The organism is Chryseobacterium sp. 2987 (genome assembly GCF_031456375.1).
GTDB lineage: Bacteria > Bacteroidota > Bacteroidia > Flavobacteriales > Weeksellaceae > Chryseobacterium > Chryseobacterium vaccae.
In genome coordinates this window covers 290,933-312,469 of sequence record NZ_JAVDUN010000001.1, presented here as the reverse complement: position 1 = coordinate 312,469, position 21,537 = coordinate 290,933, and the positions used below count along the sequence as shown (strand labels likewise).

Annotated in this window: 21 protein-coding genes; 3 read left to right on the top strand and 18 right to left on the bottom strand. The window is 38.7% G+C overall.

What is annotated here, in order from left to right:
* Positions 1-110: 110 nt before the first annotated feature.
* From J2Y40_RS01555 to J2Y40_RS01520, 8 genes are all read right to left on the bottom strand, one after another.
* A complete protein-coding gene (locus J2Y40_RS01555) occupies positions 111-449 on the bottom strand; it encodes a helix-turn-helix domain-containing protein (RefSeq protein ID WP_309996138.1) in 339 nt (112 codons plus the stop codon).
* 97 nt (positions 450-546) lie between these two features.
* The gene (locus tag J2Y40_RS01550) at positions 547-1,686 is read right to left on the bottom strand and encodes a site-specific integrase (RefSeq protein ID WP_309996134.1); all 1,140 of its coding nucleotides are present in this window, start codon (positions 1,684-1,686) and stop codon (positions 547-549) included.
* Between the two features lie 104 nt (positions 1,687-1,790).
* Complete coding sequence (locus J2Y40_RS01545) at positions 1,791-2,399, bottom strand: helix-turn-helix domain-containing protein (protein ID WP_309996131.1); 609 nt, start codon at positions 2,397-2,399, stop codon at positions 1,791-1,793.
* 260 nt (positions 2,400-2,659) lie between these two features.
* A complete protein-coding gene (gene mnmE, locus J2Y40_RS01540; RefSeq protein WP_153394179.1) occupies positions 2,660-4,045 on the bottom strand; it encodes a tRNA uridine-5-carboxymethylaminomethyl(34) synthesis GTPase MnmE in 1,386 nt (461 codons plus the stop codon).
* A 278-nt stretch (positions 4,046-4,323) separates the two neighbouring features.
* Positions 4,324-4,902, bottom strand: coding sequence for an NAD(P)H-dependent oxidoreductase (locus tag J2Y40_RS01535; protein ID WP_153394181.1), 579 nt, complete (start codon positions 4,900-4,902; stop codon positions 4,324-4,326).
* Between the two features lie 5 nt (positions 4,903-4,907).
* Positions 4,908-5,921, bottom strand: coding sequence for an NAD-dependent epimerase/dehydratase family protein (locus J2Y40_RS01530; protein ID WP_153394183.1), 1,014 nt, complete (start codon positions 5,919-5,921; stop codon positions 4,908-4,910).
* Between the two features lie 101 nt (positions 5,922-6,022).
* A complete protein-coding gene (locus J2Y40_RS01525; protein WP_153394185.1) occupies positions 6,023-6,583 on the bottom strand; it encodes a Crp/Fnr family transcriptional regulator in 561 nt (186 codons plus the stop codon).
* A 445-nt stretch (positions 6,584-7,028) separates the two neighbouring features.
* Positions 7,029-8,798, bottom strand: a complete 1,770-nt coding sequence (locus J2Y40_RS01520) for an aminopeptidase P family protein (protein WP_309996124.1) — start codon at positions 8,796-8,798, stop codon at positions 7,029-7,031.
* Between the two features lie 339 nt (positions 8,799-9,137).
* Between J2Y40_RS01520 and J2Y40_RS01515 the strand changes: the two genes are divergently transcribed.
* The 3 genes from J2Y40_RS01515 to J2Y40_RS01505 are packed head-to-tail and all read left to right on the top strand — an operon-like array spanning position 9,138 to position 10,880.
* Positions 9,138-9,575 carry a DUF6526 family protein gene (locus J2Y40_RS01515; protein WP_153394188.1) on the top strand — a complete coding sequence of 146 codons (438 nt, stop codon included), beginning with the start codon at positions 9,138-9,140 and terminating at the stop codon, positions 9,573-9,575.
* 21 nt (positions 9,576-9,596) lie between these two features.
* A complete protein-coding gene (locus tag J2Y40_RS01510) occupies positions 9,597-9,764 on the top strand; it encodes a phosphatidate cytidylyltransferase (RefSeq protein ID WP_082377001.1) in 168 nt (55 codons plus the stop codon).
* Between the two features lie 9 nt (positions 9,765-9,773).
* Positions 9,774-10,880 (top strand): DNA topoisomerase IB, encoded by a 1,107-nt coding sequence (locus J2Y40_RS01505; protein ID WP_309996119.1) that lies wholly within the window; start codon positions 9,774-9,776, stop codon positions 10,878-10,880.
* Between the two features lie 112 nt (positions 10,881-10,992).
* On the opposite strand, the gene J2Y40_RS01500 is transcribed toward J2Y40_RS01505, so the two are convergent.
* The 10 genes from J2Y40_RS01500 to ureC form a co-directional block, all read right to left on the bottom strand.
* Positions 10,993-11,880, bottom strand: a complete 888-nt coding sequence (locus J2Y40_RS01500) for a helix-turn-helix domain-containing protein (RefSeq protein WP_309996117.1) — start codon at positions 11,878-11,880, stop codon at positions 10,993-10,995.
* 138 nt (positions 11,881-12,018) lie between these two features.
* Positions 12,019-14,265, bottom strand: a complete 2,247-nt coding sequence (locus tag J2Y40_RS01495) for a TonB-dependent receptor plug domain-containing protein (RefSeq protein ID WP_309996115.1) — start codon at positions 14,263-14,265, stop codon at positions 12,019-12,021.
* Between the two features lie 78 nt (positions 14,266-14,343).
* Positions 14,344-15,228 carry an urea transporter gene (locus J2Y40_RS01490; protein WP_153394195.1) on the bottom strand — a complete coding sequence of 295 codons (885 nt, stop codon included), beginning with the start codon at positions 15,226-15,228 and terminating at the stop codon, positions 14,344-14,346.
* A gap of 80 nt (positions 15,229-15,308) precedes the next feature.
* Positions 15,309-16,010: a hypothetical protein gene (locus J2Y40_RS01485; RefSeq protein WP_309996112.1), complete on the bottom strand. Its 702-nt coding sequence runs from the start codon at positions 16,008-16,010 to the stop codon at positions 15,309-15,311.
* A 281-nt stretch (positions 16,011-16,291) separates the two neighbouring features.
* Positions 16,292-17,080 (bottom strand): urease accessory protein UreD, encoded by a 789-nt coding sequence (locus tag J2Y40_RS01480; protein WP_309996109.1) that lies wholly within the window; start codon positions 17,078-17,080, stop codon positions 16,292-16,294.
* Positions 17,081-17,719, bottom strand: a complete 639-nt coding sequence (ureG, locus tag J2Y40_RS01475; RefSeq protein WP_153394201.1) for an urease accessory protein UreG — start codon at positions 17,717-17,719, stop codon at positions 17,081-17,083.
* 146 nt (positions 17,720-17,865) lie between these two features.
* The gene (locus tag J2Y40_RS01470) at positions 17,866-18,555 is read right to left on the bottom strand and encodes an urease accessory protein UreF (RefSeq protein ID WP_309997525.1); all 690 of its coding nucleotides are present in this window, start codon (positions 18,553-18,555) and stop codon (positions 17,866-17,868) included.
* 1 nt (position 18,556) lies between these two features.
* Complete coding sequence (gene ureE, locus J2Y40_RS01465; protein ID WP_153394203.1) at positions 18,557-19,066, bottom strand: urease accessory protein UreE; 510 nt, start codon at positions 19,064-19,066, stop codon at positions 18,557-18,559.
* Positions 19,056-19,703: a hypothetical protein gene (locus tag J2Y40_RS01460; protein WP_153394205.1), complete on the bottom strand. Its 648-nt coding sequence runs from the start codon at positions 19,701-19,703 to the stop codon at positions 19,056-19,058. The genes ureE and J2Y40_RS01460 overlap by 11 nt, the downstream gene beginning before the upstream one ends.
* 112 nt (positions 19,704-19,815) lie before the next feature.
* Positions 19,816-21,537 carry an urease subunit alpha gene (ureC, locus tag J2Y40_RS01455; RefSeq protein WP_153394207.1) on the bottom strand — a complete coding sequence of 574 codons (1,722 nt, stop codon included), beginning with the start codon at positions 21,535-21,537 and terminating at the stop codon, positions 19,816-19,818.

The following is a 21,537-nucleotide window of genomic DNA, read 5'->3' as shown; positions in this document are numbered from 1 at the left end:
AATAATTATTATTCAATTAATTATTTATGTGTCATAAAAGATTGCTTATAGCCGTTAGTTTACCACAGTAAGTTAAGGGCTATAAGCAATCACTGGAACTGTCATAATAATTACCACCGTTTTCTATTGTTCTTGTTCATCAAATCATTCGCTTCTTGATTAATTTGATCCAAGGATTTCTTTTTTCCTTCCTGAATCCAGTTTAAAAGTTCAGCTTTTGAAAAATGAAGTCGATTACCTTTTTTGTAAAATGGTACTTCCCGTTGACATACTTTCGAGTAGAGAGTAGGTAAAGACAATTTTAATATTCTACATGCTTCTTTTGCCCCTATAAAGTCTTCTTCGGGAAACTCTTTTTGAATTCGGACCGATAACATTTGTTCAACTTTGTCCAATCTGTTCTCAATTCTTTTGAGAATACTAGGAATCTGCTCAAATGTATATTTCATGTTTTTTTTGTCAATAATATGAATTCCACCTTACGTAATCACTACAGTAGCTTTATCTGGCTCAGTTTGTCTGCTTTAGGCACGTATGAAGTATATCTTATTGAATGCTCTTAATGCTTTCACCAATGTTGAAGACATTAATCTTAATTTTTTCAGACGCTTCTTTTTTAAGGCTATCAACTATTTTGGCATATATCTGCGTTGTCTTAATATCTTTATGGCCTAACAATTTGGAAACAGTATAGATATCAGTACCGGCAGCGATTTGAAGCGTAGCGAAGGTATGCCTGAATCCATGGAAGGTAAAGTGTTTCTCTATTCCTGCGTTACTTAGCCATTTTTTTAACGAGGTAACAGTTTGATCATATTTTAGTCCTTCAAAAACTTTTGAATCGGGAGCCCCACGTTTTCCTAACAGTTTGATGGTTTCATCTGATACGGGATAATATTCGGCGTTCTCTGTTTTTTCCTGGCTATAGAGGATATAATAATTTCCCTCACAGCCATGTATTTCTTTCCATACTAATGTTTCAATATCAGAATAGCGAAAACCTGTCATAGCCGAAAATAAGCCAGCTCGTTTTACTATCGGATTTGGGCAGAATGCATTACCCATCCTTTCCAGTTCTTCCATAAATAGAAAAGGTCTGTGTGTCTCCTGAGGAGTTATATTTTCTATAATTGAACCTAAGTCGTTAGGAAGGTAGCGCTTCTTATATGCTGCTTGCAAAGTAAGCCTAAATCTTCCAAAGTAGGCAACCGCTGTATTTTTCTTAATTCTTATTTTAGATCGTCCTAGAGCGGGACCAGACAATAAATAGTCCGCATATTCTTCACATAAGCTTTCATTCAGTTCTGTAAAAGCTATCTTTGGACCAAAGAATGATTTAAAATATCTTACCGACATTGTCCAATTATAGCAGTTTTTTCTCTTGGCCGCTTGCTCCTCAAAGAAATCAAGGAAATTTGATTTCATTTTTGATTCCGATACGAAGTCATACTTTTGGCTCTGTAGATCTATCTGACGTTGGGCCCTGATATATTCTGCTGTTGCTAATGTCTCTTTGTTTAATTCTTTTTCGATTTCATTTCTCGGCCGGTTGTAGACGTACAATTTTAAATATTGCTTCCTTTGCATTATTCCAGTAACCGGATTATAGATAGGAGGATATATCTCAAGATATAAAGAATGCCGACCTTTACTGATAGGCTTTTTCCTTAGAGTAACTTTTGACATAAGATTGAGTTTAAAGGTAATTTTATTAAATAATTTAAGTTAACCAGTTTTAGTGGCCTTGCAGGGCACTATTTGGCGTGGAGAGGCCAAATACAAATGGTAAGCTATCCATTGTAAGTGCCAGATAAAATCTTTTTTAATATGTGTTCGATTTCTCTTTTTGGAATGTAAACAAATTTACCCTTCTGGAATTTCGGAATGTTATGATTTTTAATAAGGGTTTTTAAACTTGTTTGTGAAATACTAAATTCCTCCTGTATTTGACCAATCGTAAAACAGTCTCTTAAAGGTGTTTCTTCGATAGGTGAAGAATCTATTTTCTGCACAACACTCGAAATTAAATTGATCTTAAATAACTCATCAATATCTTTTTTTAATATCCTTATCTTTCTAATGGATAAATTAGCAGCTGGAATACTGCCGTTCGCTACCATTCGATAAACTGTCCGTTTATCACATTTCAATAGTACAGCTGCTTCCTTGACAGTTAAGTAATCAAGGGTTCTTAGGGCGAAATAAGAATTCGGATCTTCTTTAGGTTTCGAAGTGGTTTGGGATGGGATTTCCTGAGTAGCTTCTGTTAATTTCACTTTCAGCTCCCTTACGTTGACTTTGTAAGCCCTTGACGCACACTTGTGGCTACAGTATTTAGTTACTGTCTTCTGTGCAATAAATTCGAGCCCACAATGCTCGCAAATCTTTCTTACTTTCATAATATCTTATTTGTGGGAGATCAAACATCCTTAAGGTGCAATAAGGTGCAGTAAGATACAGTAAGGTGCAATAAGATACCTTAAGTGACTTAATTTCTCCCGGGTTTAAAAAAATAAGATATTTTTGATTAGAGGGGCAAATAGGGGGCAAATTTGAGCAAAACAAACCAAAATAACATAAATCATCACAAAGTCTTTTATTTTGTAATTAATTGATTTTTAGTTATTTAGTTTGTTTTGGTTTGTTCTATTTTGTGAACCTACTTGCCTATACAAAACTTAGAAAAAATATTCCCCAGTACCTCATCGTTCGTCACTTCACCAGAGATCTCGCCAAGATATTCCAAAGCGTTTCTCAGCTCATAGGCTAGCAGCTCTGTAGAGATCTGGAAAGAAATAGCTTCTTTTACTTTATGTACGGCATCCATTGACTTCTGTAAAGCTTCAAAATGACGTTGATTGGTGATTACCACATTATTTTCCTGGGTTTTTAAATGTTCTACATAAGATGACAATTCATTTTTAAGATCCTGGATATTCTGATTTTCCACTGCTGAAATTCTGATAAAATCAAACTCTTGGGAGATTTCATCTCTGAAAATATTTTCTACCGATTCATACTTCGGAGGCAGTACCTCATCAATTTTGGTAGCACAGATAATCAGCTTCAGATCCTCTCTCAACAATGACCGGATCATTTCAATATCTTCCGAATAGTCCTCAGTGGCAGCATCGGCAAGGTATACCAGAATATTGGCATTTTCAACCTTTTCTTTGGCTTTTTTTACTCCAATGGCTTCAATTTCGTCCATAGTCTCGCGAAGTCCGGCTGTATCAATCAATCGGAAGGCATGACCTTTAATATGAAGAACTTCTTCAATGGTATCTCTTGTCGTTCCGGCAATATTGCTTACAATGGCTCTTTCCTCTTTCAAAAGAGCATTCAACAAAGTAGATTTTCCGGCATTGGGTTTTCCTATGATGGCAACGGCTGTTCCGTTTTTGATGGCATTTCCGTACTGGAAACTTTCAATAAGAGAACTTAATTTCACCTCAATTTTATCCAACAATCCGCTAAGGGCTGTTCTGTCTGCAAATTCCACATCTTCCTCGGCAAAATCCAGTTCCAGCTCGATCAGAGAAACAAAATTCAAAAGGTCTGTTCTTAATAACGATATTTCATTGGTAATTCCGCCTTTCAGCTGGTTGATAGCTACTTTTCGGGAGGCTTCATTTTCAGAGGCAATTACATCGGCAATCGCTTCTGCCTGTGAAAGGTCTATTCTTCCATTGATAAAGGCACGAAGGGTAAATTCCCCTGCCTTAGCCATTCTTGCCCCGTTTTTTATAAGGGTTTCCAGAATACGTTTCCCGATGTGCGGAGAGCCGTGAAAAGCAATTTCCACAGAATTTTCTGTTGTAAAGCTTTTCGGAGCCAGGAAAATAGACAGCATAACCTCATCAATAGCCTCTTCACCATCCATAAAATATCCGTAATGAATGGTATGGGATTTCTGTTTTTCCAGTTTCTTACCTGGAAAACTTTTCTGAACAACCGGTAAAGCATCGTTCCCGGAAACTCTGATAATCCCTAAAGCCCCTACTCCATTGGCTGTAGCCAGTGCGCAAATCGTATCGTTATTCATGGTGCAAATTTACGTTTTTTCGGAATAATTTCTATTGAAGCAGCTTATCTGAATTGTCTATTGGCCTGATTGGTGTTTTTAAAGCTAATTTTTTTGGTGAGAATAATTAAAATATTACAACACAATTCTATGTTGATTAATGCAAAAGAAACAAGTTTTTTATCATTATAATGTTTTTAAGATACCTGAAAATATAACAGAATATAATATGTGCCGACATTCATATAGATTTTAAATGCAAGTAACTTTTGCCATGAATAATATCTGAATCAAAACAATTATTTCAAAGCTCTACCAAGCTTATCTACTTTTTTAATCCATTTATTCCGCTGTCCTTCTGTAGAGTTTCTTATAATTCCGATATAGGTAACCTTTATCGGTTTGATGCCGCAGAATTCCAGTGTTGATTTTTTCAGCTGGTTAATACTTGGCCGGCCATAAAAAAGACGGTAGTACCAACCAGGCTGATCCAGCGTGGTAATGATATGGGCTGTTTTACCTGTCAACAATTTGTCCCACCAGACCGAATTATCTCTGTATTTATAAGCTAATCCAGGCAGAAAAATCCGGTCGATAAATCCTTTCATCAATGCAGGCATACCGCCCCACCAGACGGGATGGACCCAAACCAGATGATCCGCCCATTGAATAATTTCCCAGGCTTTACGAAGATCCGGTTCCAGCTCCATTCTTTTCTGATATCCAAAATGCAGAACAGGATCAAAGTTCAAAGTTGCTATTGTAATTTCTTTCACCTCAGCTCCGGACTGTTTTGCCCCTTCTCTATAAGCTTTCGCAATCCCGAAATTGAAAGAATCTTTATTGGGATGTCCGTTAATAATGGCTATTTTTTTCATAAATATTAGTTTATACTGATCGTTTCGTAGGCTTTAAGCCTTTTAAGCAGGATCTCCGGCTGATGAAGCTGATGACTGAAATAAATACGGTTTTCATGAGTGTTCATAAGCAATTCCTCCATATGAAGCACAGCAGAAAATGCTGTTAATTCAGCCTGTCCTTTAAGACTTTGCAGACTTAATTTTTTATGCCCATCCTTTGTTTTCACCTCGATTTCAAATATACTCTGATCTCCGTTCCCACTCGATCCGAAAATCATTTTTCTTTCCTTTAACGAAAGGATATTAAAAAGCCTTATTTTTTGAAATGCCCCCAAAAGCCATGTGATCAGCTTTGAATTGTAGGTCATCTTAACGCTTACATTGGGTATTTTTTCAATCTGATTTAAAATATACAGATCCGGTACATCGAAATTATAAGCCTGTCTTTTTCCAATTCCAAAAGAAAAATTAAAATCTTCAGCATCCAGGAAATGTTTTATGGAAACAGGGCTGTTATTTTCATACCGGACAAAAGGCTTAGCTACATTTTCTGCCATAAAATGTGCTGAACTTTCTCCGGCAAGATCCTTCACAGAATAGTATACAAATAGCTTTACTTCCAGTATATCTTTCTCATCCGAAAGTGTTTTCACCAACCCGTTTACAATACCGCCCATCCAGCCGGAACTGAATACAATCCTACTGCGGACAGTGTTGCTTTTAGCGATATCATATGCTTTTATAAGATCGGGAGTAGGTTTGGTGATGTCTAAATAATCAATCCCGTTGGCTATAGCAAACTTAAGAATATGATCAGATTGGTCATTCACCGAAAGAATGATCAGATTAATACGATGATCTGTAATTTTTTTTAAAGTTCCGGGATCAGTAACATCAATTTTCAGGTCATTTTCTGTTTTACCTCCTTTCCTTCCACCAATGAAAATATTAACATCCGGATTTCTTTCTTTCAGAATCCGAATCATTGTTTTACCTACAAGACCATTACCTCCAACGATCAGAATATTGTGCTCCATAATTATTTTTTTACAAAATTATAGAGCTCCCTCTCCCAAATACAGGACAAATGTCTAAAAACGAAATCCTGTATCTGTTATATTATATGAGTAAGTAATAATTATATTTCTTTTCTGATACGGCTGAGATGTCTTTGAGTAATTCCAAGATAAGAAGCCAGATATTGTAACGGGATTTTCTGTATATAGTCCGGCTGGTTACCGAGAAGAGTTTCATACCGTTGTGCTGCATTGTCCCTTTGCAGTTGGAAAAACCGGTTTTCAAGTTCAAGATATTCTTCTTCAGCGATCATTTTTAAAAATCTGGTCCAGTTGAGATCATCCCGGACGAGTTGATCCACGGCATCTTTTTTTAAAATCATCAGATCCCCATCGGTAATGGCCTGCATGTTTTCCCGGCTGGGACATCCTGAAATAAAAGACGAATACCCAGCCATCATCTGATTGGGAAACCTGAAACAATAGGTCATATCTTTCCCTTGATCTGAAATATAAAAAGACCGGAAAATTCCGGAAATTATAAATGCGATCTCTTTGCACTTTTGGCCTTCCTGTACAAAAAAATCATTCTTATATACTTTTCTTGATTCAAAAAGCTGTAAAAAATCCCCGATCTCTTTTTCTGAAAATATCTTAAAGCTCCGGAAGTAATCTTCTATCATATCTTTTTAATTGCGGTTAAGGAATATGAAACTCCCTGTAAACTTCTGCTAAATTAAACAAATCTCTTGATTTTACTTTACACTCTTATATAATTACTTTTTACTTTGAAGCTTCAGAAATGAGGATCAATATAGAAAAAAGCCATTTCAGGACGAAACGGCTTACTGCTTTGAATTTACTAAAGTTATATATGAAGATATGAAATGATTGATGTCTCTTTTACTGAAGCAAAGATAGATACCTCAGGACAGATCTGCCTCAGGAAAATCCCTAAAATTATCTCCGTAAAAATACGGTTGTACAATATAAAAAAGCCCTGCAGAAAAGCTGCAGGACTTTGGTTGTTTTATCTAACAATTATAATGTTCTGGGTTTGAGTTCTGGGTTTAAAGTTTCAGGTTCAATGTTCTATATTCACTATTCACACTCCCCCTTTTCTCAATTTTAAAGTGGGCTAACCAGAGCCAGGAACCATTCCTTTACCTCTCCTTCAAGATAAGGGCCGATTTTTTCTTCACAGGTTCTGTGATAATCATTCAGCCATGCAATCTCTTTTTCAGAAAGGATTTCTTTTACAATGGTATCTTTAAAGAATGGGCAGAACGTCAAGGTTTCAAACTCATAAAAAGTTCCGTGAATCGTTTTTTCTGCTTCTTTTACCGCAATAAGGTTTTCATGACGGATTCCATAATCTCCTTCCAGATAATATCCCGGCTCGTTTGAGCATACCATTCCCGGCAGAAGATCTTGGGGATTCAGATCTTTTCTGATATTCTGAGGACCTTCATGTACGTTCATAAAGCTTCCTACTCCATGACCTGTTCCGTGGTTAAAATCTTTACCTTCCATCCACAGCGGAAGTCTTGCAACGGCATCAAGGTGAACTCCTTTTGTTCCTTTCGGGAATTTCACCATGGACAGGCGGATCATACCCTGAAGTACCAGAGTAGAGTTTCTTTTAAATTCTTCAGAAACCGCTCCCAAAGCCAATGTTCTGGTAATATCGGTAGTTCCTTCAAGATATTGACCTCCTGAATCTACCAGTATGCTCGCATCATTCGTCACTTCTTTGCTTCCTTCACTTTTTGCAGAATAGTGCATAATAGCACCATTATCTTTATATCCTATGATGCTTCCGAAGCTTTCGCCCACAAAGTTTTCACCTTCTGCACGGAACCCTCTCAACTTTTTACCGATTGAATATTCGTTCATAGTTTCTTTTCCCGCATTATGGGTCAGCCAGTAAAGAAACTTTACCATAGCCACACCATCTCTCACCATTACTTTTCTGAAACCTTCCAGTTCAGCTTCGTTCTTCTGGGCCTTCATCAGGTTACCCGGAACCGGAGCTTTAATAAACTGATTGTCTGCTTTTAATGTTTCAAAGATCTGCTGATTACTGTTAGGCGATACCAACACAGTTTCATTTTTAAAAGCTTTCAAATAGTTGTAAAATTCTTCGTAAGGCATCATTTTTACGAATGAATCATCCATTTGTTTTCTGGCCTCTACTTCCAGTTTTTCAAGATCTGTAAACAGAATCGCATCGTTCTTTGTAATCACAATATAACCTAAGAATACGGGATTACTTTCCACATCGCTTCCTCTTAAATTCAGTGTCCAGGCAACATCATCAAGGCTTGAAATTACATGAACCGTAGCATCCTGCTCTTCCATTTTCTGGCGGATGGCCCCAAGCTTATCGGTAACAGATTTTCCAGCTCTTTCTAACGGATGTACGAAAATAGGATTCTTTGAAGGGGTGCCTCTGTCTTTCCAGATTTCCTTTAAAAGAGGAAGGTCTTCCAGAATCAGATTTTTGGATTGTAATTTTTGTGAAAGCAGCTGCCAATTGGCATGTGAAGCTGCCTTAGCATTTAAAGCGACTTTACCACCAGCTGGAATTTCAGAAATAATCCAGTCGATATAATTAGGGGTTCCTTCCATTCCATCCTTGAAAAGATCAATTCCGGAACCATCCAGTTCAATGGCAGCCTGGGTAAAATACCTTCCGTCTGTCCAGAGACCTGCTTTATCTTTTGTTACTACCACAAAACCGGCAGAACCTAAAAACCCTGACAGCCATGCTCTTTCCTGCCATTCTTCAGGCAGATATTCGCTCATATGAGGATCTGCAGAATATACTATAAATGCATCAACATTATTTTTCTGCATTTCCTGACGAAGTGCAGCAACTTTTTCCTTTGAAGTCATTCTTTTCTTTTTTAAACACCGAAAGTTACGAAAAATTTAAGCTCTAAAAATGTAAACTTTGTGAACTTTTGGGGATAAAACTAAAATCTGTTGTGCCTGTTGTAGTTAAAAAAATTTCCCACGCATTGTGCAGATGACACAGATCTTTGCGCAGATATTTTCTTTCTGATCTGCAGATGAGGGCGGCAATATAAACCTTATAGGTTTTGGAAACCTGTAAGGTTTGAATAAGATATTGAGTAAACATATTTTGAAATATTGTAAATTTTAAGATACCACAAAATCGAATTTAATATTAATAATGTAAAATTTTGGAAAGATTATTGCTACATCTATAATATGAAAATACAGAATTATAACAATCACAGGAAATTTTATCCGCCGCATCACTTCATATATCTTCCTTTGCTTATCCTTCTTGAAGTCTTTGGAATGTATAAAATATGGGATGATCCCGAAAATAAACTCATCTGGATTTTATTTTCTATTGTTGTATTTCTGCTTTTCTATCTGGCTTTCATGACCAGACAACATTACGCTTTGGGGCTTCAAAACCGTATGGTAAGGCTTGAGTTTAAACAGCGATATTTTGAGATTTTCGGTGAAAGATCTGATGAAACAGCTGAAAAATTAAGATTTGATCAGATTGCCGCCCTGAGATTTGCTTATGATGATGAATTTAAAGAGCTTCTGAACCGGGCTATTCACGAAAACATTTCCGGGGATGAGATTAAAAGATCCATTAAGCGATGGAAACCTGATCTCTATAGAATTTAACACATCCAAAATATATACATCATGAAAAAGTTGAGCTTATACAGTATGACGATACTCAGCTTGTTGACACTAACGAGCTGTGAAGCAGTAGAAACAATTTTTAAGGCTGGAATGTGGTGGGGAATTATCCTAGTCTGCGCCATTGTAGTTATTCTTTTACTGATCTTTTCGAGGGGTAAAAACTCTTAACCATTTTTTATGGAGAAGAATGCAGACACAGAGATTATTTCTCATCTTAGACCTTCAAAAATTGTAAAAATCATGAATGATCCGGAAGCTTCTGCAAAGGCGGTACATCTTGTATATACCACCGATGCAGAAACCGCCGGAATTATCCGTAAGAAAACCGGAAAAAAATATTCTTACTTCAAAGACGGTGAGAAGATCAAAGATAAGACCGAGATCAACAGAATCAATAAGCTGGTGATTCCTCCCGCCTGGGAAAATGTATGGATATGTGCCCTGGAAAATGGTCATCTTCAGGCCACAGGTTTCGATATAAAAAAAAGGAAACAGTACCGCTATCATCCACTTTGGAGTGCTTTGAGAAATCACACCAAATTTTATAGAATGCTTCAGTTCGGATATGCGCTTCCGGATATAAGGCTTCAGGTAGAGCAGGATCTCGCTCTGAGAAATTTTGAAAAGAGAAAAATACTGGCTCTGATCGTCAGTCTGATGCAGCGTACCAATATCAGGATCGGCAATAATGCCTACGAAAAGCTGTATGGTTCTTTCGGCTTAACTACATTAAAAGGCAGACATGTGAAGATCAACGGTCAAAAAATTACGTTTGAATTCAAAGGAAAAAAGGGAATCATGCACCATGTGGACCTCAAAAGCAGAAGACTTGCAAGGCTTGTTCAGAAGTGCAAGGATATTCCAGGAAAGGAGCTTTTTCAGTATATCGATGAACAGGGAAACCGTCATTCCATAGACTCAGGAATGGTGAATGATTACATTAAAGAAATAAGCGGTGAAGATTTTACGGCCAAAGATTTCAGAACATGGTCCGGAACAGTGAGTGCTCTCATTGCATTTAAAGAGATAGGCTATGCAGAAAATGATTCCCAGTATAAAAAGAAAGTGAAAGAAGCTCTGGAAATTGTTGCAGGACACTTGGGAAACACCAGCACCGTATGCAAAAAATACTACGTTCACCCGCTGGTTATCAATCTTTATGAAAACAATACCCTAAAAAAATATCTCGACGAGCTTGAAGAAATTGAAGTAAATGACGGGAAAGCAGACCTGACACAGGAAGAAAAACTTGTGCTGAAAATTTTAGAAAACGAGAAAATGTGATAAAGATGAATGAATTGTGAATGGGCAATTTGTTTTGCAGTGAATTTCCTTACGGCACTTTTTTATAATTCACCATTAACTTGCCCAGCAAAATTCACTATTGATATTTACATCAAACCGGAATCCTGTTCTTCAAAAACTGTGTTCTGTACTCTTTAGGGGTAATTCCTGCAATTTTTTTGAAAAGCTGGGTAAAATGTGAAGCTGTATGAAAGTTCAGTTCATAAGCGATTTCAGCAATATCTTTACTGGAATGAAGGAGAGCCTTGCTATAATTGATGTCTATTTCATTGATCCATTGTTTCGGAGATTTCTGGGTAACGTTTTTCACACATTTATTGAGATAACTTTCTGTCACAGAAAGCTTATCAGCATAAAAGGCTACTCTTTTTTCTATCACATGGTATTTAAAAAGAAGGTCACGGAACTGAAGAGACAGTTCCATCGGGCGGGTGGCTGATTTATGATGCGAATCGGAATCTGTACTGAGCATTTTCACCAGAATAAGATGCAGCATGGTAACGACCACTTCGTTGATATTGAGGCTATTCAGCCATAATTCCTGTTCCATGATCGGAAGCAGCTGGGTAATCGTTCCATAAGTGAGGCTGTCCAGGTTCAGGAAAGGTGTCATAAAGAAGATGCTGCTTTTGTGTTTCGGAAGCTCCTGTTCAGACAGAATATTATTTTCATATGCCAGAAAGAACCCTTCAATATCATCGGAAAGTTCCACGGTAGCCGTTATGGTTCCCTGTTTGATAAAAATAACACCACCTTTTTCAGCATGATATTCTTTATTTTCAAGATATTGTCTGATGTGTCCTTTAGTTACAAAAACAATGAAGTTAAAGGTCGTACGGTACGGGATTACCGGCATCAGGATTCCTTTAAGGTAATTTTCTATCCGGTAAAGCTGTATATCCGCATTATTAGCTAGTATTTTCTCCGTGATATTCGGGAGGAAAAGTTTTTTATACTGAAAATTGGATAATACTTCCATATCCGTTTAATGATTATTTAAAGTTAATAAAATTTATTCAGGAAAAAGGAGATAATTTGGAAATTTGAAAATGAGTTAATTTGAAAATGATGAAAAAAAATTTCATTACCCCTTCTCAAATTTCCAAACTCTCAAATTTTAGAATTTATAATACACACCTACCCTCACTCCGAAAGGGCTTCCGGGAGTATAGGTAAGATCTGTCACAGGCTCTGCTTCGCCTTTCAATTGGGTTTCTGTAGCAAACTGCGCTTCATTCCATTTTACATTGAAAAGGTTATTCACCTGAAGATTAGCTCCCCATTTCTGGCGGTTGTAAGAAAGCATAAGGTCGTTAACAAAGTAAGCTTTCGTTTTGATGCTGTTGTCTTCTACCGCAGGTCTTGAGCCAAGGTACCTGTATTGTAATCCCAGAGAGAATCCGTTAAGGAAATCCCAGTTTACGGAACCTGTACTGGTGACTACAGGAGCCAATGGGACGTAGTCATTTCCTTTTTCTTCTTCAATGAATCTGGCGTGGGAATAGTTCACATCTGCATTCAGATAGAAGTTCTCCAATGGCTGGAAACGTACTCCAAGATCGGCCCCAAAACGTCTTGATTTTCCGGAAGGCTCTACCACCGCATCGTCTCCTACATACACAAATTCCTGCTGCAAATCCATATACCATAATGTTGGGGTAATGATCAAAGATTTGAAGGGATGTAATCTTACTCCGAAATCTGCACCGATAGAATACGGAAGGGTCTTCTGATCTGCGTTCGGAACAACCACTCTTAAATCGTTGGAGTGAAAGCCCATTCCGGTTTTCAGGAACCACATTACATTGTCATTCTGGGCATAGGAGAAGTTTAACTTAGGACTTAGTCTGGTAGCCTCTTTTGACTGTCCGGACGGAAGCTGTTCAGGATCCAGAAGGTTATGCATATTGAATATAAAATGATCTACTCTTAATGCCGGGTTGATCGTCCATTTTCCTATTTTCCAGATCAATCCTGAATACGCATGAAGATTGGTTTCCGTTCCGGTTACATCCGCCATTCTGTCCAGTAGCAGATCCCTGTGGTATACATGGTTCAGCTGAAGTGTATTGATGTCATCATTTCTAAACCCTACGTCTGAGATCCAATTCAATGAGCTGTTCGGCAGTGTAAAGTTTTTAGTATATTTTATTTCGGTTCCGTAAATGTTTCTTCCGTCGGTCTGGTGGATCTCGTCACCGTGGTCTTTATCTTTTAAATAAAAAGTAAAATCAGAATACAGATTGAAATTATATTTTGAATAAAAAGCCATGGCATCAATCTGTTCCGAAGATGAAATAATATGTTTGAAATTCATCTGAAGGTTGGTTCTGGAGGTTTTTCCGCCTTCTGAAGGATCAATGCTTCCCCATCTGCCGATGATTCCTTCATCTACCGCACGTTCAGGAATCTGTCCGGAAGCATTCCAGGAAGAATTAAAGGTGGAGAACTGGATGTTGAAATAATCATTATCTGTGATCCACTGATTGTACTTTCCGAAAATATTAATCCTGTTAAAATTCTGCTTTACATCAAAAGGACCGTCTGTATAATTGTATTCCGCGGCAACATAAGCATTTTTCCGGCCGGCATCATCGTGCAGGATATTGAACATTCCCAAGATTCTTTTTGAGTTGAATGAACCTCCTTCCAGCTTGATCATACTGTTTTTCAAACCATTGTAGGTCTGAAAATCCACATATCCGGCGGTATTAAAATCTCCACGGTCCATATAGTAAGCTCCTTTCCCGAAATCAATATTATTTACTGTTTCCGGAATAACGAAGTGAAGGTCTGAATATCCCTGGCCGTGAGCATGGGAAACGATATTGACAGGCATTCCGTCTACATTCACACTTACATCGGTACCGTGATCTGCATCGAATCCTCTCAGGAAAAGCTGTTCGGCCTTCCCGCCTCCTGCGTGCTGGGCAATAAATAGCCCCGGTACTTTTCTCAGCAGGTCCTGAGCTGAATTTACAGGAAATTTATTCAGATCCACTTTGGTAATCGCGGATAAAAAAGAGCTGTGGTTGATGGCTACTTCAGAGATCTGAAACGGCTTATGTTGTAAAAAAATAACTTTATTTTTATCTTCATCATTGGCTACGGCCCATTTTACCTCATCATATCCCTGGCGGCTGATCACCAGTGTATCAGGAAGTGAAGCAGTGGGTATACTGAACATACCGTCTGTTCCGGAATGGGTATGGCTGTTTCCGTGGTTATACTTTACGAGAACGTCTGCAATGGGAAATTTGTCATCTGCATCTTTTATTAGCAACTGCTTTTCTGTTTCCTGTGCCATTATTTTTCCACTGAAAGCCATTGCCAGAAACACTGCTGCTATTTTAGTTATCTTCATTTTGATTGATTTATTGTTATTTTTCTTTTAAATGTATTTATGATTTTTAGAGGTAAGATCAGGAACCTCAGGGCTTATCTATTTCTTTACTTTAAACATTTTCTGGATCAGAAGCGTGATCCATGTTCCGGCAACGAAAGGAAATGTAAGCACCCCTCCTACTTCACTCAATGTATTATGGTCTACCAGCAGGTCATCAATGCCCACAGTAATTGTTACTGCAATTAAAACCCATAATCCGTTGATCTTTTTAAATCCTGAAAAGACGATGGCAGAAAGCACCGCATTAAACCCGAAAAGTCCCATATGGATTTTCTCTATGGGTTCCCCGTTCATATGAGAGAGAGAGGAACCCAAGATTGCCCCCGCAAAACCATACAATGCGGCAGCCGGAGAACTGATGAAAACCGCCACAAAGAAAATGATTCCCGATAGAATTCCCCCCTGGAAAATTACTTCCCCAAATGCGTTGGTGCAGGTCAAAAAGTCATCATAATCTGCAGGTCCAGCCGGCGCAGACATCATTTCTGATGGCGGAATCTGTGTAAAATGATGTAATACAAAGACACATACCCAGGTAATCAGAATAAACGGAAGGGTAAATACCGGAATTTTTTTCACGATAAAAAAATGCTGGATTACCGCAGCCAAAGCACCTCCTATGATGATCAGCACCCAGATTAGAAACGTTGCCTGAAATACAAAAGATAAAGCCACACCTACCAATGCTGCACTGAAGCCGTACAATCCTGCATTGATTTCAGATGGGTTATACTTTAACTTCATTGCGGTAAAAGTTCCGGCTGCTGTTGACAACAATACAGCAACACCGCCCTGCCAGCTTCCGATAAAGATACCGATAAGAAACAGGAGCCCGGTCCACCGATTTTCCTGAAGCATAATCTGCCCGATTCCTTTTAAAATATTGTCTATAAAAGGGATTTTTTTGAAAAATTCGTCCATAGTTTTTTTAATTATATTAATGAAGGGTGATTTGAGATTTGAGATTTGAGATTTGAGATTTGAAGCACTCTTCATTTATCTTACCACCCCAGAAAGACCATTCCGACACCGCATACGGTAACCACAGCCCCGCTGACCACTCCCATATATCTTTCCAGTTTTTCTGTGTTAAATAAGGTTGAATATCCGTAACGTCCCAGAAGAACCATTCCCAGCATGGTAAGAACTGTTGTTGCAGTAAATGAGGTCACAAGGACAGCAATTTCAGACATGGAATGCTTTACTCCGGAATAGAACAGTAAAGGAATCAATGGTTCACTCGGCCCCATCACGAAGATCATGAAAAGGACTAACGGAGTTACCTTAATTCTTTTCTGAGGCATTACCATTTCAGTGTGATTGTGTTCATACACGTATACATCATCACCCATGACATCAAAATGCTTGTGAGGCTTGTTTCTTACTGCCTGAACCAATCCGTATATCAGATAAACCCCTCCGAAAATCAACAAGGCCCATCCCGAAAAATTCCCCCTGATATCCTGAAACCATGAAATTTTATTCAGCTGCCATCCAAGAAAAACTCCGATAAAGCCTAAAATAAGGGAGCTTAATACGTGCCCGAATCCACATACTACTGTGAGTATGGCGGTTTTCACTCCGCTCCATTTTTTAGATTTTGAAATAACGATAAACGGGAGGTAATGATCCGGCCCTGAAGCGGTATGTATAAAACTTATTGAAACGGCACTCAACAGAAGCGCCCAAACTGTACTATCCATTTTTTCTAATTCTATTATTCTTTCTTAAATTTTGGCTAAAGCCAATGGGAATATCCTTCTTTATTTAAGTGGGCTGAAGCCCACCTCTATTGAATATTTTTCTCTGCATTTTCCACAGATGATCATGTTTTAAATTATGTTCATTTTTCATATCTGGTTCTGGCGAATTTCTTTCATTAACGCGGGCTAAAGCCCGCTCCAATTCTTAACTTTTTGTTGATCTCTTTACAAACCTTATAGGTTTTCAAAAACCTATAAGGTTTCGCTGCATCTATTCATATTTATTCAAGAGACCAGAGTAATTCCTGGATATGAAGAAAGAAATTATACATCAGCTCTCCTCCGTGTCCTAAAGCTCTTACGACAAAGCCATTGTCTTCCATTGCGGAAACACCCACCTCCATCTCTTCTTTATGCTGTTCTGCTGCTTCAATAATGGTTTCAATCAGTCCATTTTTATCCACGTTCTCCTTTGTACTGTAGAAAATGAGCGTTCCCTGGTGGGTATACTTTTCCAGATTTCCGATGCAGCTGATGGGGATCAGATCCGGCTGGATCACCACGTTATCTTTTATTACCAGTTTATCGTTGTGATAAATTTCCATGAGATTCTGAAAACGTTTCAGCTTAAAGACTTCTCCGTAATGTTTTCTTCCGCAGGTAATGATTTCGCTGATAATGATCTGGCTGTTTCTTCCGACATGGATATTGGCTTTACTCTGAAAATTAGAATCTTCATGCGGAACCACAGGATGCGGAACATAAGCAAAAGAGGTATTATCTTCCATTTTTACATTGAGTTCCTGCACTGCCCTATCCTTCATATTGAACAGCCTTTGATACGACTGCGACTGCAGCTGAAGAGAGGCTCCTTTTTCCAGCGCTACCTCCAGATGATAATGGTCTCCGTCCAGAATTCCGGGAGAAGAGCTCATAATCATCTGATAGAGTTTTTTGTCGCTTTTCCGCTGTCCTACAGAAACTACCCTGAAAGGAAGTGAGACATAAAGGTCTTTCACATACGATTCTCCTCCCTTGAATCCTGCAATAATATTTAAACGACTGTCCATTTATCTTACCAGGTTCGGTTCTTCAATTTCTTCAAGAAGTGCATATTTTTTAATCCACCCGATTACTTTATCCAGACCTTCATCCGTTTTAAGGTTGGTGAATACAAAAGGATTTCCTTTTCTCATTCTTCTGGCATCATTCTCCATGACTTCAAGGCTGGCTCCTACATAAGGGGCAAGGTCAATTTTATTGATGATTAAAAGATCTGATCTGGTAATACCGGGACCTCCTTTTCTCGGAATTTTTTCTCCTTCAGCCACATCAATAATAAAGATGGTAACATCGGCAAGGTCCGGACTGAATGTTGCTGAAAGGTTATCACCCCCACTTTCAATAAGAACCAGTTCGATTTCCGGGAAACGTGCTGCCAGCTCATCTACTGCTTCAAGGTTCATACTTGCATCTTCACGGATAGCAGTGTGAGGGCATCCTCCTGTTTCTACTCCGATAATTCTCTCGTGGGGAAGAAGACTGTTTTTCGCCATGAATTCAGCATCTTCTTTGGTGTAAATATCATTGGTAATTACTCCAAGATCGTAAGTCCCGAATAATTTTCTGCTTAAACGTTCCAGTAATGCGGTTTTTCCTGAACCTACAGGTCCTGCCACTCCTACTTTTATATATTTTCTGTTTTCCATTTTTTTTAAATTTTACTTTGTTTTTTAACGCTACGAGCGCTAAGTTTTTTTTATTGATTGAGAATATTTTACAGTCGCAAAGGCATTTCAATCAGCAAAAGAACTTCTCTATTCTAATCATTTGCCCTTTGGATTTTCGCGAATTATTATGACATATACAGTCTGGAATAAAGTCTTTCATGCTGCATACACCTGATATCAAAAGCCGTGTTGCATAGTCCTACCATATCTCTGTCCAGTTCGATGGTTTCATGAGCTGTTTTTTCCATGACCGGATAGAGAGAGAACAGGATGTCCTGCCCATCTAACTGTCCCAGCGGAACCAACTTTACAGCATTCGTGATCATTCCGGCTACTGAGGTATAGTAAAAGCCAAGAAGAGCTTCGTACAGGGGAATTTTCATTAGATAAGCATACACTCCGAATACGATACAGTAATGTGAATTGGCTTCACAGTTCCGCACTGCTTTTTCAAAAGCTTCCATGAAGGGAAAATTTTCTCTTCTTTTGAAGATCTTAATCAGCCTCAATCCCAGTTTCTGACTGGCCTGGCGAATTTCTCTAGGACATTTTATGGCATTACATTCGTTATCCAGGCTTAAAAGCAGTTCCAGATCGTTATTTTCAGCGGCTTCATAAGCTAATTTTACAAAAGCGCCGTCATTGTATTTAAGATTGTACTGAAGCATGTTCTGTACAAATTCCTTTGCTGTTTCTCTGGTATGTACGATTCTTTCCTGTACATAGGTTTCCAATCCATTGGAATGGGTATACCCTCCGATAGGTAATGTGGGATCTGCCAGATGAAGCAGTCCTGATAAAAAATTCAGATTCATGTTATTCATCTTTCGGGGCTGCCATTTTTAAGATTTTTGTAAAGATGGATGATCCCAGACTTCCGTGTCCGTGAGGTTCCACATTGGATTTAAGAAGATTCAGCAGTTTTACGGATTGTTTTTCCGGTTTAAAGCCACTTGCTTCCAGCCATCTGAACATCGGCATTTCAAAAGGAAGCAGTACTTTGTCCTCCTGAATGAAAAGCGGGATATGCTTGTTACCGATTTCATAGCAAACGGTTCCCATTTCCAGCAAAGATCCCGGCACCATAACGATAGCATCTGTTTCCACAACGTTGATGGCAATCACTTTTTCGGTATCCTCAAAAAGAATATCTCCTTCATGCAGACGCTGTCCTTCTCTAAGAAATTTAATGGCAACATCTGTTCCCTGTCTGGTTTTTTTACGCTGGATTCTTTTGGTGGTTTCAAACCATTCCAGATCCAGATAATCTATATTTTTTTCGGTAGGGTTTTCGGTAAGATTGCCTATGATTTGATTAATGATCATTTTTCGATTTTTTTCTGAAGTCAAAGTTTTTGGAAATGCCTGCCCCGAATGTTGAACCACTGATTCCTGCCACATAGCTCTTCGTCCAGCCTTCCTGTTTGGTTTTGGTCTGAAGCATTGAAAGTTCTGCAAATTTGAATTTCAAAGCCCAGCCTCCGCCTAATAATATTCCGATGAGCGGATAGGCACGGAGACGGAATCCGTTAAAATTCTGCATTTCGTCTGCTGCTATGGATTGCTGTTGCCCCCAAACGTAATGTGCATCAACCTGAGCAATCAGGACAAAGTATTTTCCGAGCATTAATGACGGACTGTACCAGAGTCCAGCTTCATTTTGCTTATAGACCACATTATGGTTAACTGTATTCTGAGAATAGGCGTAATTCACTCCGACAAGGTCATTGTTATTGATAAAATATCCTACTCCAAGCGGTGCACTTGAAACCGTGCTGCTGCTGTTTGACGGGGTACTGATTTTAGAATAATCTAATGAACCATACATCATAATTTGCCCTTTTGGTCCGTCTTCGTCACTTTTAATCCTTGCTCCTCCCAGAAACTGAGCGTTTAGATTTCCTGAAAGCAGAGACATTCCGGCTATGGCAAGAGAGAAAACTGTTTTATTTAAATATTTCATTCTAAACTTAGTTCTATAGTTATTGTAAATGTTGTTTGATGAATCTTTTTTACTGTTAAATAAACCTAACAGGTTTCAGAAATCTGTTAGGTTTCGGTATACAAGATTTATCTTAGAACAAGTAATACAGCTGTGTTAAAGGAAGTGTTTCTGCCGGTTCACAAGTGATGTATTCACCGTCTACCGTTACTTTATAGTTTTCAGGATTCACTTCAATTAAAGGGGTTTTATCGTTATGAATAAGATCTGCTTTAGAAATATTTCTGCAGTTTTTCACCGGAAGAATCATCTTTTCCAGTTTGTAAGAAGCAATGGTTCCGTTATCAATAGAGATCTGGGAAACGAAATTGGCACAAATACCATATTTCGCTTTTCCATGAGCACCAAACATATTTCTATAGATAATAGGCTGTGGTGTCGGAATAGAAGCGTTAGGATCTCCCATTTTAGACGCAATTACGAATCCTCCTTTTACAATCATTTCAGGCTTTACTCCGAATAATGCAGGTTTCCAGATCACCAAATCGGCTAATTTTCCTTCTTCAAGAGATCCTACATATTCTGAAATACCATGTGCAATAGCAGGGTTAATTGTATATTTAGCCACATATCTTTTAGCGCGGTAGTTGTCATTTCCTGTGTCTTTATCTTCATCCAGGTCACCTCTCTGCTCCTTCATTTTGCTTGCCGTCTGCCAGGTTCTTGTAATCACTTCACCAGGTCTTCCCATTGCCTGGGAATCGGAACTCATGATGCTGAACACTCCCATATCGTGAAGAATATCTTCTGCGGCAATGGTTTCAGGGCGGATACGTGAATCTGCGAATGCCACATCTTCAGGGATGTTTTTACTTAAGTGGTGGCAAACCATCAGCATATCTAAGTGCTCATCGATCGTATTTATGGTATAAGGACGTGTAGGGTTGGTAGAAGCCGGAAGTACATTCGGGTACATAGCTGCTTTAATGATGTCCGGAGCGTGACCTCCACCTGCTCCTTCCGTGTGGAAGGTGTGAATTACTCTTCCGTTGATTGCTCTCATGGTATCTTCCAGGAAACCTCCTTCATTTAAGGTATCGGTGTGAATGGCAACCTGTACGTCGTATTTATCGGCTACTTTTAATGCAGCGTCAATTGTTGCAGGGGTTGCTCCCCAGTCTTCGTGGATCTTTACTCCTAAAGCACCTGCTTCTACCTGCTCTTCAATAGGTTCTTCTGCAGAACAGTTTCCTTTTCCGAAGAAACCAAGGTTCATAGGATATTCTTCTGCGGCTTCAAGCATTTTCTGCATATTGAATCTTCCTGGGGTAACGGTGGTCGCATTTGTTCCGTCATTAGGACCTGTTCCTCCTCCAATCATTGTAGTGATTCCACTGTATAGAGAGGTTTCGATCTGTTGCGGGCAGATATAGTGGATATGGGTATCAATCCCTCCGGCCGTTACAATATATCCTTTTCCGCCGTGAACTTCTGTTGAGGCTCCGATAATCATATTAGGCGATACACCATCCATTGTATCGGGGTTTCCTGCTTTTCCAATCCCTACGATCTTACCATCTTTAATTCCGATATCTCCTTTTACAATTCCCCAGTGATCGATGATTACCGCACCTGTGATACAAAGATCCAGAACTCCTTCGTCTCTTTTTGCCGTCACATTTTGTCCCATCCCGTCACGTACGGTTTTTCCACCTCCGAAAACGGCTTCGTCTCCGTAGTGGGTAAAATCTTTTTCAATTTCAATAATAATTTCAGTGTCTCCCAGTCTGATTTTGTCTCCGGCTGTAGGACCTAATATATTGGCATATTGTTTTCTGTCTACATTTAAGCTCAT